Below are 14,243 nucleotides of genomic sequence, written 5' to 3'. Positions count from 1 at the left end.
TATACTGCAGCTCGAGCAGCATAGCGGCTTTTCATATTAGTTACGGATTAGGTAATCAAACGCGCCTAAAGCGGCAGTTGCTCCTGATCCCATTGAAATAATGATTTGGTTGTAAGGGCCGTCTGTGCAGTCGCCGGCAGCGAATAAGCCTGGGACGCTTGTAGCGCCATGTTTGTCGACTACGATTTCGCCGATGCGGTTGCGTTCAACGGTTTCGTCTAACCATTCAGTGTTTGGCACGAGACCGATTTGGACGAATACACCTTGGAGTTCAACGTGTTTTTCTTCGCCTGTTTCACGGTCTACATATGTGATGCCGTTAACACTCTGATCACCTGTGATTTCTTTTGTTTGTGCGTTTTTCACGACAGTAACGTTTGGCAGGCTGTAGAGACGTTTTTGCAAGACTTCGTCTGCCTTCAGTTCCGGCGCGAACTCTAGCACAGTGACGTGATTGACAATACCTGCAAGATCAATCGCTGCTTCGATACCAGAGTTTCCGCCGCCGATAACGGCTACGTCTTTGCCTTCAAACAATGGGCCATCACAGTGCGGGCAGTATGCGACACCTTTGTTTTTGAACTCTTGTTCACCAGGTACGTTGACATTGCGCCAGCGGGCACCTGTTGAAAGGATGACTGTTTTACTTTTCAGGACAGCACCGTTTTCGAGTTCAAGTTCGAACAGATCTTTTTTCTCAAGTCGTTTTGCGCGCTGAAGGTTCATGACATCAATATCATATTCCTTCACGTGCTCTTCAAGACTTGCAGCAAGCTTCGGTCCTTCAGTTGCTTTTACGCTGATGAAGTTTTCGATGCTCAGTGTGTCGAGAACTTGTCCGCCGAAGCGTTCAGCGACAACACCTGTGCGGATTCCTTTACGCGCCGTGTAAATGGCTGCACTTGCGCCGGCAGGTCCGCCGCCGACAACAAGAACGTCGTAAGGATCTTTGTCAGCAAACTCAGATGCATCTGCGCCGCTGCCCATTTTCGCAAGAATCTCTTCGAGGGTCATACGGCCGCTTCCGAAGGATTCGCCGTTTAGATAAACCGTTGGCACTGCCATAATGTTTTTGCTTTCAACTTCTGATTTGTATGCCGCACCGTCAATCATGGTGTGAGTGATGTTCGGGTTCAGCACGCTCATCATGTTTAAAGCTTGTACAACATCAGGACAGTTGTGGCATGTCAGGCTGATATAAGATTCAAAGTGGTATTCACCGCTGATCTTTTTCACCTGATCAATGACTTTTTGATCTACCTTAGGCGGTCTGCCGCTCACTTGCAGCAATGCCAACACTAAAGAAGTGAATTCGTGTCCTAGAGGAATACCGGCGAAAGTGACGCCAGTGTCTTCTCCGACGCGGTTCACACTGAAGCTTGGCGTTCTGTTCAATTCAGCTTTTTCAACAGTGATTTTAGATGACATGGAAGCCAGCTCATCAACGAGAGCCAGCATGTCCTTAGAAGTGTCATCTTCACCTGCACTCACTTTGAGAACAATGTCGTTCTCAATTAGCTGCATGTATTGATTTAATTGTGCTTTGATATTTGGATCAAGTACCAATTGAATGCACTCCTTAGATTTTACCTACTAGATCAAGGCTAGGTGTAAGCGTTTCGCCGCCTTCTTCCCATTTAGCTGGGCAAACTTCACCTGGATTTTGACGAACGTATTGTGCTGCTTTTACTTTGCTGATCAGGTTGCTTGCGTCACGGCCGATACCGCCTGCATTGATTTCAACAGTTTGGATCACGCCATCTGGATCGATGATGAATGTTCCGCGGTCAGCAAGACCAGTTTCTTCGTCAAGCACATCGAAGTTGCGAGAGATCGTTTGAGATGGGTCACCGATCATTGCGTAAGTGATTTTGCCGATTTTTTCAGAGCTGTCATGCCAGCCTTTGTGTACGAAGTGAGTATCTGTAGAGATAGAGTACACTTCAACACCTAATTCTTTAAGTGCAGCGTATTGGTTTTGAAGATCTTCAAGCTCAGTTGGGCATACGAAAGAGAAATCTGCTGGGTAGAAGCAGAATACGCTCCATTGGCCTTTCAGAGATTCGTTTGTTACATCGATGAATTCACCGTTTTTGAATGCTTTTGCTTCGAATGGTTGTACTTCTTTACCGATTAAAGACATAATGTTATTCCTCCTAAAAATGGTTTAGAAAGCAATAGTGCTTTCAATAATAATTCTAATTATATATGAATTATTAATTAATATATATTTTTTGTCAAGACAAAACCCCTTAATTATTTTCTCTTTTTCCACTCATCGTGAAGGAAAGTGCTGGTGTGATCAGCATAAATTGCACTTTGACACATATTAAATTTTATATGTTTGATTCTCAATTAGTTGTGATATGTGAGTTTATCCTATAAAAAAAGCTGGCAGCTGGTATAAAAGCTCCAGCTGTCAGCCTTATCTATTAGTTTGCATCAGACCAATTGGTATGAAAAACGCCATCCATATCTGTCCGCTCGTACGTGTGGGCGCCGAAATAATCGCGCTGCGCCTGTAATAGGTTGGCGTTGGAACGCCCTGTACGGTAGCCGTCGTAGTAAGAGAGCGCGGTGCTTAAGCATGGGAACGCGCTGCCGGCGCTGATTCCCTCGCAAACGACTTTTCGCATGCCTGTCTGATAGGCTTTCATTTTTTCTGAAAAATAAGGTGCAATCAGCAGGTTTGAGAGATCTGGCTGCTCTTGGAATGCCTCGCTGATGACATTTAGGAAATCCGCGCGGATGATGCAGCCGCCGCGGAAAATCAAAGCGATGTCTTTCAGCGGCAGGTTCCATCCGTAAAGCTCAGATGACATTTTATATTGAGCAAAGCCTTGTGCGTAGGCGCAAACTTTTCCCATGTATAAGGCTTGTCGGACGTATTCAATCCAGAGGTCCTTATCGTAATGTTTTTCCTCTGTTTCCGGACCGGCTAACAATGGTTCAGCCGCCATACGTTCTTCTTTTAAGGACGACAGGTAGCGCGCGAACAAGGACTCGGTGATAATAGCGGATGGAATGCCGTTATCAATGGCTTGCATGCTTGTCCATTTTCCTGTGCCTTTCTGGCCGGTTTTATCAAGAATGACATCGATTAGCGGCTGACCTGTATGTTCGTCCTTTTTCCGTAAAATCTCCGCTGTAATCTCTATTAAATAGCTTTTCAGCTCACCTTGATTCCACGTTTCAAAGATGCTGGCAATTTCTTCGAGCGGCAGACGAAGCGTTTCTCTAAGAAATGTATAGGCTTCTGCAATCAGCTGCATATCTGCATACTCAATGCCGTTGTGCACCATTTTTGTAAAGTGCCCTGCCCCTTTTGGCCCGATGTAGACACAGCAAGGGTCTTCTCCGACTTGCGCTGCGATTTTGGTCAGGATCGGAGCGGCTTTTTCATAGACGTCTCGATCTCCGCCCGGCATGATGGAAGGCCCTTGTAATGCGCCGACTTCCCCGCCGGAAATGCCGATTCCTAAGTAGCCGATTCCTTTTTCCTTCAGCTCGTCATATCTTCTTTCTGTGTCTTCGTAGTGGGAGTTGCCTCCGTCCATAATGACGTCTCCTTCTTCAAGCAAAGGCATTAACGAATGGATGACGGAATCGACTGGTTTTCCCGCTGTGACCATCAGAAAGATTTTTCTTGGTGTTTCTAGTGATTGAACAAAATCTTGAAGCTCGTAGTACGGGCTTAACGATTGTCCATCCAGCTTTTTCACAAGCTGGTCCGTTAAATCCCTGGTGTAATTATAGACGGCGACTTTTTCGCCTTTATTTGCCATGTTTAAGGCGATATTGCTTCCCATTACGCCTAAGCCTATGACACCAATTGTATTGAACATGTGTTACATCTCCTTCAATAATTTCATACAACTAAACTTAACAATAAAATAAATCCTAGTCCAGCAACGGAGATAATTGTTTCCAGCAAGGTCCATGTGGAAAATGTTTCCTTCATGCTTAATCCAAAATATTCTTTGAACATCCAGAAGCCGGCATCGTTGACGTGTGAAGCGATGACGCTTCCCGCGCCAGTTGCGAGCACCACTAATGCAAGGTTGGCATCGGACTGTCCCAGCAATGGAATGACGAGCCCCGTCGTGCTTAATGCGGCAACGGTTGCTGATCCTAAGGAGATGCGCAGGATCGCTGCAATGAGCCATGCCAGCAGAATCGGTGATAATGCCGTTTCTTTGAATAAATCTGCTACGTAGTCGCCGACACCACCGTTGATTAATACTTGTTTAAAGGCGCCGCCTCCCCCGATGATCAACAGCATCATGCCAATTTGCGAGATGGCTGTAGAACAAGAGTCCATGACGGTTTTGATTGGAATGTTGCGTGCGATTCCCATTGTGTAAACAGCAACGAGCAGTGAGATGATCATGGCAGTCGATGCATTCCCGATTAAACGGATGAAAGCCAGGAAACTGTTATCCGCAAATCCTATTGTTTCCTGAAGCAAATCAATGATGGTAGCGATCGACATGATGATAATCGGAAGCATTGCTGTAAATACACTGATTCCAAAGCCTGGTGTTTCTTCAAGCTTGAATGTTTTTTGTGTACCGAGTGACGATATATTTCCGTTTTTCGCAAATGATGCAGGAACGATTTTTTTCGCCAACTTTGTAAATATTGGCCCTGCAATCAGCACTGTCGGAACAGCAACAATGAAGCCGTACAGCAGCACTTCACCGATGTTTGCGCCGTATTCCCCGGCAATCGCTGTTGGTCCCGGGTGCGGCGGCAGGAAACCGTGTGTGACGGATAATGCTGCGACCATCGGTATACCGAGATATAAAATAGAAATCTTCAATTCTCTTGAAATCGCAAATACAATCGGGATTAAGAGAACCAATCCTACCTCAAAGAACAACGCGATTCCGATAATAAATGAAGCAATCACAACAGCCCACTGTATATTTTTCTCGCCGAATTTGTTGACGAGCGTCATTGCTATACGCTGTGCGCCGCCTGAATCAGCAATCAGCTTGCCCAGCATCGCACCGAGTCCGAAGATGAGTGCGATGTGGCCAAGTGTCCCCCCTATACCTTCTTCAATGGAACTGACAACTTTATCAAACGGCATCCCAAGTGCCAGTGCCACGCCGAATGATACGATCAGTAATGAGATAAATGTGTTTAATTTTAAGCCCATAATCAAAATCAGTAAAGCTAGGATCCCAAGTGCAACAATGATTAACGGCATGGTAATGCCCTCCCCTTCATGTCATGTGCTATTTGTGTGTAATTAGGCTTCTTTGATAATTTGCAATTTGGGTATATTGATTTTCTAATGATCTTGATAGATTAATGAAAATCGGCATTAATGTTCTATATTCTTTGGCCGAATCTTCAATTGGCGTATGTCTGTACGTGCTGCCGACCATGTCGGACACGGCATCGAACGAATCGATTGTCCCTGTCGCATACAGGCCTAAAATGCAGGCGCCAAGACATGAACTTTCATAGCTTTCCGGAACGACAACCTCTGATTCAAAGATATCCGACATCATTTGCCGCCAAACCTCTGATCTTGCAAAGCCGCCAGTCGCTTGAATTCGGGTGACCGGTCCGTCCATGCATTCTGTTAGCGCCAGGAACACAGTGTACAGGTTGTAAATGACCCCTTCTAATGCTGCACGTATCATATGTTCTTTTTTATGTGACATGGTCAGGCCGAAAAATGAGCCGCGTACATCCGAGTTCCATAACGGAGCGCGTTCCCCGGCGAGATACGGATGGAACAGCAGGCCGTCAGAACCCGGTCTGACGCGTTCAGCAATCTTCGTCAGCACGTCATACGGGTCAATTCCCAGTCTTGTCGCTGTTTCGATTTCTGATGAAGCAAATTCATCTCTGATCCAGCGAAGAACGATGCCCCCATTGTTCACCGGACCGCCGATAACCCAATGCTTGTCCGTTAACGCGTAGCAGAAAATTCTCCCCTTTTCGTCGGTTTGCGGCTGGTCGATAATGGTTCGGATAGCGCCGCTCGTACCGATCGTAACGGCGATTTCTCCTTTTTTAATGGCATTGACGCCGAGATTGGACAGTACGCCGTCGCTTGCGCCGATGACAAAAGGTGTGTCCGGATTGATTCCCATCTGTATCGCTAATTTCGGGCTGCAGTGCTGAAAGATCTGGGTTGTCGGCACGAGTTTGGATAAGTGATCCGGCGTAATGCCTGCGACCGTCAGTGCTTCCTCGTCCCAATCCAAGCTTTTCAGATTCATCATCCCTGTCGCTGATGCCAATGAGTAATCGATTACATACTCATTAAATAGCTGTTTGAAAATGTACTCTTTGATGCCGATATATTTTTTGGCTTTAGAAGCAATTTCTTTTCGTTCGTTTGTGATCCATGTAATTTTGCTTAACGGTGACATCGGATGAATGGGTGTTCCTGTTCGTTTGTAAACCTCATGCCCATTGAGCTCATCTTTAATCTTATGCGCCCAGCCTTCGCTTCGGTTATCTGCCCACGTGATGCATGGCGTCAGCGGCTGATCATTTTCGTCCATGGCAATGACGCTGTGCATGGCGCTGCTGAAGGAAATAAATGAGATTTGTTTTTCCGGGTGCTGTTTCGTGATTTTTGCTGTTGTATGGATGACAGCCTGAAAAATCTCTTCCGGATTTTGTTCAGCTGTTGAGATGTCCGGTGTATGGAGCGGGTAGCCGATGCTTTCTTTCTGTACCACGTCTCCGTTTTCAGTGAATAATACAGCCTTTGTGCTGGTCGTACCGATATCGATTCCTAACATATAACTAGTCATTTTGGTGTTCAGCTCCTTTTGCCAGCATTTGTTGTGAGAGCCAGAGGTCCTCTACTTTTTCTTGCACATCGTCAAAATTCTGGTGCAGAGACTGAACCATCAGCGCCCTGTCCTTTGTTTTGATTGCTTGAATATATAGCTCATGGTTGTCCAGAATCCTTGAGAAATCTTCGTACTTTTCCTTTAACCGCACCCGCATTGATAAAAGAATAAAGCTTTCCATTACGGGTTTTAGATTGTTCCAGATCATCTGAATGTATGAGTGATCAATGGCGCGGATAATCGTTTCATGGAATAACACATCCTGAAATGAAAACTCGTCCGCGTCCTCGTATTTGATGGAGACTTTCATGATTTCTAGAATCTTGCTGAGATCTTTGACTAAAGGCTCAACGTCGATTTTGACAAGCCGTTCAAAGACAAACGTTTCTAATAATAAACGCACGTCATATATTTCTGCGATTTCCTTTTCAGTTAACCCAATCACAACCGCTCCCATTCGTTCTAAACGAATGATTTTTTCGGAAGCCAGTATTTTTAACGCTTCGCGAACCGGCGAACGGCTTACTGAAAACTCAGCCGCGATTGTATTTTCTGATAGAATGGTACCGCTTTCAATCATGCCTGAAATAATTCGCATTCTCAGCTCGCAAGCAACGCGAACGCCGGTTGACGCTTTTGAAAGCCATTTTGCGGGATATAACAGGTCCTTGGAGTCTAGCATACGCTCACCTTCTTCACTAAGGAGTATACTTGTATACAAGTATGATAACGTGAATGTTTTATTAATGCAAACACTTTCATTTCTAATTTTTAATAAAATTTTTACTGATAAATTGGTATATATCTCCAAAAGTAATTATGGTAAATTGAAGAAAAGACACTGTAAATCATCACTTTTTGAAAGAGGCGATTGGATGAAAATCATTATTGCACCAGATTCTTTTAAGGAAAGCTTATCAGCGTTGGAGGCGGCTCATGCCATAGAAAGAGGCTTCAAAACAGTTTTCCCTAATGCTGAATATCGGAAGCTGCCGATGGCGGACGGCGGTGAGGGAACGGTACAGTCATTAATCGATGCCACAGGCGGAATCATAAAAGAGCAGATGGTTACGGGTCCGCTCGGGGAACCGGTAAAAGCGTTTTTTGGCCTAATGGGAGACGGAAAAACGGCTGTGATTGAGATGGCTGCCGCATCGGGATTGCACCTTGTGCCCGCAGAGAAGAGAAATCCGTTTGCCACTTCTACTAGAGGAACGGGAGAATTAATCGGAGCTGCTCTTGATGCGGGTGCAGAGCATTTGATCATCGGAATCGGCGGAAGCGCCACAAACGATGGCGGAGCCGGGATGGTTCAGGCGCTGGGCGGGAGGCTTCTTGATGAATCAGGCCATGAAATTGGACCCGGAGGCGGTGCGCTTTCTCAGCTTTCTTCAATAGATTTGGCAGGACTTGATCCCAGATTGCGAAATATAAAAATCGAAGTCGCCTGCGACGTGGATAACCCGTTAACAGGGCCAAGAGGGGCTTCCGCTGTTTTCGGTCCTCAAAAAGGCGCCACGCCTGACATGGTGCGTATCCTTGACCAGAATCTGTCCCGCTTTGCGGATGTGGCAGAGAAAACGCTTGAAACAAGCTTCAGGGAAACAGAAGGCGCCGGTGCAGCAGGCGGTCTCGGATGGAGTCTTCTTGCTTTTCTCCGTGCTGATTTGAAGAGAGGCATTGACATCGTCCTCGATGCGGTCCAGTTTGAAAGCGAGGTTCAGGATGCAGATCTTGTGATTACCGGCGAAGGGCGGATTGACAGCCAGACAGTTTACGGGAAGACGCCGATTGGCGTGGCCAAAGCGGCTAAGGCATACGATGTGCCTGTCATTGGACTTGCGGGATCCGTTTCGCGAGACAGTGATGCGGTCTATGCACACGGGATGGATGCCCTTTTTAGCATCGTGCCGGGAGCCGTGCCCCTTGCAGACGCACTTGGGCATGCAGCCGAGAATATGGAAAGAACGGCAAGAAACATTGCGGCATCCTTAAAACTGGCGAAAACGATGTATCTGATATAAAGCCGGGGCAAGCACATGCCCGTGCATATTCACCCTCCTTTCTGGGTACAGACAGGTAACAAGCACAACCTAGAAGGAGGACGCAGACATGGCTATACAAGAAATCAAAGGCAAAAAACTAGGTAAAGGGATCGCGCCGAATGTAAAACCCGAAGCCTTATTAAATGATAAACGAAAAGTATTTTTGTTTGGTTCCCCGAGTTACACAAACATCGGAGACCAAGCGATTGCGTATGCGGAAGAGAAATTTATTAAAAATCGTTTTCCGTACTATGAATATATTGAAATTATGGACTATGCGACGGATGAAGGCATCGAATTAGTGAAGGAAATCATCCGTGAAGACGATATTGTCTGCTTTACCGGCGGAGGAAATTTAGGCAATCTTTATCTCGATATTGAGGAGGACAGAAGGAAGGTCTTTGCAGCGTTTAAAGACTATAAATCCATTTCTCTTCCTCAATCCGTCTATTTTGAAGATACAGAGGACGGAAACAAAGAAAAGAAAAAAACACAGGATGCGTACCATCAAAATCCACATTTAACGATTGCCGCGCGGGAGACGCAGACGCTCGATGTTGTGAAAGAAACCTTTAATTCAGATGTGATCTTTACACCGGATATGGTGCTGTCTTTGGATATCGTACCGAAAGTGCTTGAACGGGACGGCGTTCTTTTTATTTTAAGAGCGGACAAGGAGAAGGTAACCGATGAAGATTTTATTTCACACATGATGAAATGGGCAGAAAAAACAACCTACGCGGAGCGTACAGACACGGTGCTTGATACGGTCGATATGATTGATTACGAGGATCGGGAAAAGCATTTTATGGAGATGCTTGACCGCATCGGTTCAAGTAAATTGGTCATTACCGACCGCCTTCACGCAATGATTTTCTCGATTATCACCAAAACACCATGCCTCGTCTTTGGAAATAGCTACGGCAAAGCTAAACATTCCTACCGGGATTGGCTTGAAAGCTTAAACTTCATTGAATACACAGATAAAAATGATATTGAGGAATTAGAGCAAATGATTGACCGCCTGCTTCAAGCAGAGCCGAATGACGTTGATTTGTCTAAGGATTTTCAGCCGCTGATTGATTTCTTTAGATCGTAATGGGAAAAGCAGACTGGGAACAGTCTGCTTTTTTCTGTGCTAATGATCGTTTTCCAGACGCACAGTTTCATTCGTGATTCGTTCTCGCTGCGCCACTTTGTCGGAGATGATATCTTCCTTATTTTAAGCGATATTGACTCTCTACCTTATAAGCCAATGGAATTGATTACACTCGAAACATCAGAATGAACTTTATCAAATGAAAGGTGATCTTTCATTTTATCAGTGACACTATCTATTGCTTTTCCAGACATATGATGGTTGAGGATTTCTCGTTTTGTCTTTATAGCCTGCTCGGCATCTGTAATGTTTTCAAGGATCGAAGACAAATTCTTACGGTCTTCCTGGAATGCATAGCTTAATTGTTTTTTGATTGAATTCATTAACGCCAATTTTTGTTCTTGTCTCTTCCTCTCTTTGAACGCAGCCAATTGTTCAGGTGTCATTTCAGAGGTATTTACACCAGCATTTGAAAAAATCGAAGTGCTTGAATGCTGACTCGTCATTCTTTGCATAAAACGGTCAGCGTCTGTTGGTTTCTTATTCATAAAATCCATGTTTCTTTCTCTCCTTATGAAATCCCCATTCGACTGGCCGCTGCCAGATCTGCATCATGATACGCATGTCCCATATGTCCGAGATCATCTGCAATCATCTGTAGAAAGTGTTGCAGATTGAGCGCTGCATCTACTGCCTGATCATATTTTTCTTTTGAGTAAAAAAGGTGGTGCGGTTTGTTCATTTTGATCTTATTGATCAGATCATCGACATCGGAAACTGATAATTCATCATAGGCGCCAAAACCAACCATTCGTGCATGCATATTCCTGACATCCTCAATTGAATCCTTTACTTTGTCATCGATTCTTTCAATCTGGCGTATCATTTTTGACCATTCCGTTTCGGCAATATGCTTCAACTGAGTACTTGTATTCATTAATACATGTGATTTGATCAGAATCGAAACACCTGTATTGGCCTTCACATTCGTTGATTTCATTTGCTTAAGCATCGCTAATGCAAAGTCAGGGTTGTTCTTTAAAACATCATCCACAGTTTGGACAGAGCCATCTGAATGGAAGTTGTATCGATCCAAGCCGTGACTTCCCATCAAGGCTTCAGCAAATAGTGTAATATCAAGAGATTGATTGCCATAATGTTTAAGTCCAAGGCCCAGCATTTTCACTTCATCAGGGAGGCTATTATTCTGTACACCATTCGGCAAAGCTTCGTCATACATCACTTTTACTTTGCCTACTTCAGCAGCATCCCGATTCAGCAAGGATAATCCATCATTTAAATTAATATATTCTGTTAAACGGCTGCGAAACTCTCCCTTTAACGCTCGGGCTTTTACATCCTCAGGCAGGTTTTCATATATGTTAGGATTTTCGAAAGTGACACCGCGTTCTATAAAATCATTCATCACTACGACATAGCCTGCATTAGAACCGCCTAATGAGTGACCCGTTACTTGAATGTCAGCATTTTTAAAATTTTGATGTATTGTTTTTGCATATTGATCTGCCTGAATGGCCTGATTATTTGTTCCATCATCAAACGGCTTTTTGCCAACTAGATAACTAGTATCCATGTGAAGCCAATCCTGCAAAATCTCATTTGAATATTCACGAAGCCCTTTTGCTGAATCATAAAAGGAACCATCTTCATCTTCAGGAATGTTGATTCCCTTTTTCTCTACTTCTTTAATAAGCTGTTCCCGCTCATCACGATATTGTTTTATTGTATCTTGGAATTGGCCGGGGCTGATGGGTTCTGATCCACGGTATGCGATGATGGCGTTTTGGATTTTTTCTTTGTCTTTTCCATGGTTGGAAATTTTGTAATCTTTTTCGGATACTAAAGTAAGGGCATCAAGCCCTTTTTTCGTTTTTTTATGATCAACTACATATAACTTTTGTCCATTACTTATCTCAATGTTAGTACCAATACGATAGTTTCTAAGATTATATGCAGCACTTGATGCTTTATTATAATCTTCGTCTGTAAGTGAATTCTTTTTTCTAGACATAACTTCACTCTCCAAAAACTTGTATATATTGTATAATAAATTAAAAAAGGATGAAATACCATGTCATTTGTAAAAAAAATACTTATAATAGGTACGATCGTATTGATTGTTGTATTAGGTATTTCTTACGGAATAGTAAAAAAAATGAATATATCAGATCGAACAACAGAAGAGACTGGAGGTAAACAGACAGTGAAAAAAGAAGAAAAAAGCGATAAAGAAAAAGCAGAAGAATATGTAGAAAAGATGAAACCAAAAATTAAAGAACATCTAAAGGAGGAAGATATTCATAATTTTATTAAAAAAATTACTTTCGAGGATAAAGTTGAAATAAACCCAATGGGAAGAATAATAGTAAATGGATATATAAATGACAATCCAGATAAGTTTTACTTCTCAGCAGATTTAATTTATGATTCCAATAAAGTGGACGGAATGAGTTACCCTGAGGATGTAGGTAATCGTTTTACAGATTGGAGCGAATACACCAAGAAAGAAAAAGAAGAATACATCAAAACCGCTTACCCCGATAAAAAAGAGCGTGAACAATATTTAAGAGATATCGGAGAACTAAAATAAACAGGCCAAAATGCCTGTTTACTTTCGCCGATTCGTATCCCAAAAAAGACTGCCCTCCTCCGGGGCAGTCTTTCTTTATTAAATATGAAACAGCCAGATGACAAGCGGTCCGAAAAATGAGCCGAGAACCGCATAGAGTGTCATGGAGACAGAACTCATGGATACGGCTAGTTCTCCATATTCAAATGCTTTTGAGACAAGCTGCAGCTTTAGAAGCCAAGGAGCTCATCTATCGTTTTACCGATCCTTCCGATAGAAGAGTCAGTCTGTTTACTATTACAAAACTCGGCAAACAAGCATTAAAGGCAGATCAGCAGATGCGCCTAGAACGTTATGAACAGATGCTGAAAGAGTGGTCAATGCATGAAAAAGAGATGTTTGGCGAACTTCTGCAGCGTATGAACAAGGCCTTTGTCGATTAACATCAAAAAACCCATGCATGTTAAATCTGCATGGGTTTTTATGGTGTGCAATCAAATGGGAAGCTCTTATTTGGTGCGTTTAACGGCAGCCCAGACACAAGCAAGCCCGACAGCCGCAGCCGCAGTTACCGCCGGGCGCTTTGTGGCCTTTGCATAATAGCTTCTTGACCGAAGCCACCCTTTATTTGTCCCCCTGTCATGCATGCCGTAGCCCGCATGGTAAAGCGCGCTTTCTTCACGCGGTTTGGACGGTCTTTCCGCATGCTGGCTGTAGTACATGATTTTTTCCATCAGTCTGTCGGTCAGCCGGGGAAAGAGAGCACCCAGCATGGCGATGGCTTTTGCCTGCGAGCCGATGTACATGTCGCGTTTCGGATGTTCAGCGGCAAACAGGATGGCTTCGGCTGCAGCTTCCGGCGGATAGATCATAGAGCGGGAATGAGCCGGCTGTTTGTCCAGGTAGCTTCTGGCGTGTTCGTTGTAGGGTGTGTCGATTCTGCCTGGATGGATGAGTGTGACCGAGACGGGTGCCTGTTCTTTTTCAAGCTCCATTCGAATGCTTTCTGTCCATCCGTGAAGCGCGAATTTCGCAGACGCGTAGGTGGATTGAATGACGGTTCCTCTGTCGCCGAATAGGCTTCCTACATTGATGAGAGCACCCGGACCGCCTCTGCTTGTAAAGTGTTTGACGGCTGCCCTTGTTCCATAGACCGGACCCCAGAAATTGGTGTCAAACACGCGCTTCATGTCTTCGGTGGTCACATCCATGGCGTGTCCGAAAACCGAAACAGCAGCGTTGTTAACCCATGTGTCAAAATGGCCGAATGTACTGATCGCGGTTTCTGCGATGCGGTTGATGTCTTCTTCTTTTCCCACATCCGCTTTTACATAGATGGCTTCGTGCCCTTTTTTCTTTACTTCGTCAACGAGCTCCTGAAGGGTCTCTTCATTTCGGGCTGCTGCGACGACTTTTGCTCCTTTTTCGGCTGCCATTCTCGCGGTGACGAGGCCGATTCCGCTTGTAGCACCGGTAATGACGATGACTTGATCCTTTACTTTTTTCAGTTTGAGCTTCGTTTTCGGGTTTTGCTGTTTTTCAAGCTGTTCAGTATTGGTGACCGTATCATCATTTGGCATCGAGAATCCCCTCCTAGACATGTTTGTCTACATTTACCCCAACCGGGAGGCCACTACCCCTTTTTGACAATCCCAAGGTTCTTTTTTATATTATATAAGTCG

General features: G+C 44.4%; 12 protein-coding genes and 1 pseudogene. 4 read left to right on the top strand and 9 right to left on the bottom strand.

Going from position 1 to position 14,243, the window contains the following annotated elements:
* Window positions 1-36: 36 nt before the first annotated feature.
* From ahpF to gntR, 6 genes are all read right to left on the bottom strand, one after another.
* Window positions 37-1,566, bottom strand: coding sequence for an alkyl hydroperoxide reductase subunit F (gene ahpF, locus NST56_RS21450; RefSeq protein ID WP_326191348.1), 1,530 nt, complete (start codon window positions 1,564-1,566; stop codon window positions 37-39).
* A 13-nt stretch (window positions 1,567-1,579) separates the two neighbouring features.
* Entirely contained in the window at window positions 1,580-2,143 is a 564-nt protein-coding gene (ahpC, locus tag NST56_RS21445; protein ID WP_010332567.1) for an alkyl hydroperoxide reductase subunit C, read from the bottom strand.
* Window positions 2,144-2,432: 289 nt separating this feature from the next.
* Window positions 2,433-3,845 carry a decarboxylating NADP(+)-dependent phosphogluconate dehydrogenase gene (gnd, locus tag NST56_RS21440; RefSeq protein ID WP_229148289.1) on the bottom strand — a complete coding sequence of 471 codons (1,413 nt, stop codon included), beginning with the start codon at window positions 3,843-3,845 and terminating at the stop codon, window positions 2,433-2,435.
* A 23-nt stretch (window positions 3,846-3,868) separates the two neighbouring features.
* Window positions 3,869-5,215 (bottom strand): gluconate permease GntP, encoded by a 1,347-nt coding sequence (gene gntP / locus NST56_RS21435; RefSeq protein WP_168749245.1) that lies wholly within the window; start codon window positions 5,213-5,215, stop codon window positions 3,869-3,871.
* Between the two features lie 28 nt (window positions 5,216-5,243).
* Window positions 5,244-6,785 (bottom strand): gluconokinase, encoded by a 1,542-nt coding sequence (gene gntK / locus NST56_RS21430; protein ID WP_326204241.1) that lies wholly within the window; start codon window positions 6,783-6,785, stop codon window positions 5,244-5,246.
* The gene (gntR, locus tag NST56_RS21425) at window positions 6,778-7,509 is read right to left on the bottom strand and encodes a gluconate operon transcriptional repressor GntR (protein ID WP_010332563.1); all 732 of its coding nucleotides are present in this window, start codon (window positions 7,507-7,509) and stop codon (window positions 6,778-6,780) included. The genes gntK and gntR overlap by 8 nt, the downstream gene beginning before the upstream one ends.
* Window positions 7,510-7,702: 193 nt before the next feature.
* Between gntR and NST56_RS21420 the strand changes: the two genes are divergently transcribed.
* Together NST56_RS21420 and NST56_RS21415 are read left to right on the top strand one after the other, a co-directional pair.
* Window positions 7,703-8,851, top strand: a complete 1,149-nt coding sequence (locus NST56_RS21420) for a glycerate kinase (RefSeq protein WP_339179067.1) — start codon at window positions 7,703-7,705, stop codon at window positions 8,849-8,851.
* A gap of 88 nt (window positions 8,852-8,939) precedes the next feature.
* Window positions 8,940-9,971 (top strand): polysaccharide pyruvyl transferase family protein, encoded by a 1,032-nt coding sequence (locus NST56_RS21415; RefSeq protein WP_339179066.1) that lies wholly within the window; start codon window positions 8,940-8,942, stop codon window positions 9,969-9,971.
* A gap of 146 nt (window positions 9,972-10,117) precedes the next feature.
* Here NST56_RS21415 and NST56_RS21410 read toward each other — a convergent pair whose 3' ends face one another.
* Both NST56_RS21410 and NST56_RS21405 read right to left on the bottom strand, forming a co-directional pair.
* Entirely contained in the window at window positions 10,118-10,528 is a 411-nt protein-coding gene (locus NST56_RS21410) for a hypothetical protein (protein ID WP_010332560.1), read from the bottom strand.
* A 14-nt stretch (window positions 10,529-10,542) separates the two neighbouring features.
* On the bottom strand, window positions 10,543-12,003 hold the full coding sequence (locus tag NST56_RS21405; RefSeq protein ID WP_339179064.1) for a lipase: 1,461 nt from the start codon (window positions 12,001-12,003) through the stop codon (window positions 10,543-10,545).
* A gap of 60 nt (window positions 12,004-12,063) precedes the next feature.
* Between NST56_RS21405 and NST56_RS21400 the strand changes: the two genes are divergently transcribed.
* The gene (locus NST56_RS21400; protein ID WP_010332558.1) at window positions 12,064-12,582 is read left to right on the top strand and encodes a DUF1433 domain-containing protein; all 519 of its coding nucleotides are present in this window, start codon (window positions 12,064-12,066) and stop codon (window positions 12,580-12,582) included.
* Window positions 12,583-12,776: 194 nt separating this feature from the next.
* Window positions 12,777-13,004 (top strand): annotated as a pseudogene (locus NST56_RS21395) (MarR family transcriptional regulator); the annotation flags it as partial.
* Between the two features lie 66 nt (window positions 13,005-13,070).
* On the opposite strand, the gene NST56_RS21390 reads toward NST56_RS21395, so the two are convergent.
* Window positions 13,071-14,141: an SDR family oxidoreductase gene (locus NST56_RS21390; protein ID WP_339179062.1), complete on the bottom strand. Its 1,071-nt coding sequence runs from the start codon at window positions 14,139-14,141 to the stop codon at window positions 13,071-13,073.
* Window positions 14,142-14,243: the final 102 nt, after the last annotated feature.

Source organism: Bacillus sp. FSL R5-0560 (genome assembly GCF_037966305.1).
GTDB lineage: Bacteria > Bacillota > Bacilli > Bacillales > Bacillaceae > Bacillus > Bacillus mojavensis.
Note: the sequence above shows the minus strand (reverse complement) of the source record. Positions and strands in the feature narration are given on the sequence as shown.

Coding starts and splice junctions, on each gene's coding strand:
- NST56_RS21390 (WP_339179062.1), bottom strand. CDS start 14,141: ATGCCAAATGATGATACGGTCACCAATACTGAACAGCTTGAAAAACAG.
- NST56_RS21410 (WP_010332560.1), bottom strand. CDS start 10,528: ATGGATTTTATGAATAAGAAACCAACAGACGCTGACCGTTTTATGCAA.
- ahpC (WP_010332567.1), bottom strand. CDS start 2,143: ATGTCTTTAATCGGTAAAGAAGTACAACCATTCGAAGCAAAAGCATTC.
- gntK (WP_326204241.1), bottom strand. CDS start 6,785: ATGACTAGTTATATGTTAGGAATCGATATCGGTACGACCAGCACAAAG.
- NST56_RS21420 (WP_339179067.1), top strand. CDS start 7,703: ATGAAAATCATTATTGCACCAGATTCTTTTAAGGAAAGCTTATCAGCG.
- NST56_RS21405 (WP_339179064.1), bottom strand. CDS start 12,003: ATGTCTAGAAAAAAGAATTCACTTACAGACGAAGATTATAATAAAGCA.
- gntP (WP_168749245.1), bottom strand. CDS start 5,215: ATGCCGTTAATCATTGTTGCACTTGGGATCCTAGCTTTACTGATTTTG.
- NST56_RS21400 (WP_010332558.1), top strand. CDS start 12,064: ATGTCATTTGTAAAAAAAATACTTATAATAGGTACGATCGTATTGATT.
- NST56_RS21415 (WP_339179066.1), top strand. CDS start 8,940: ATGGCTATACAAGAAATCAAAGGCAAAAAACTAGGTAAAGGGATCGCG.
- gntR (WP_010332563.1), bottom strand. CDS start 7,509: ATGCTAGACTCCAAGGACCTGTTATATCCCGCAAAATGGCTTTCAAAA.
- gnd (WP_229148289.1), bottom strand. CDS start 3,845: ATGTTCAATACAATTGGTGTCATAGGCTTAGGCGTAATGGGAAGCAAT.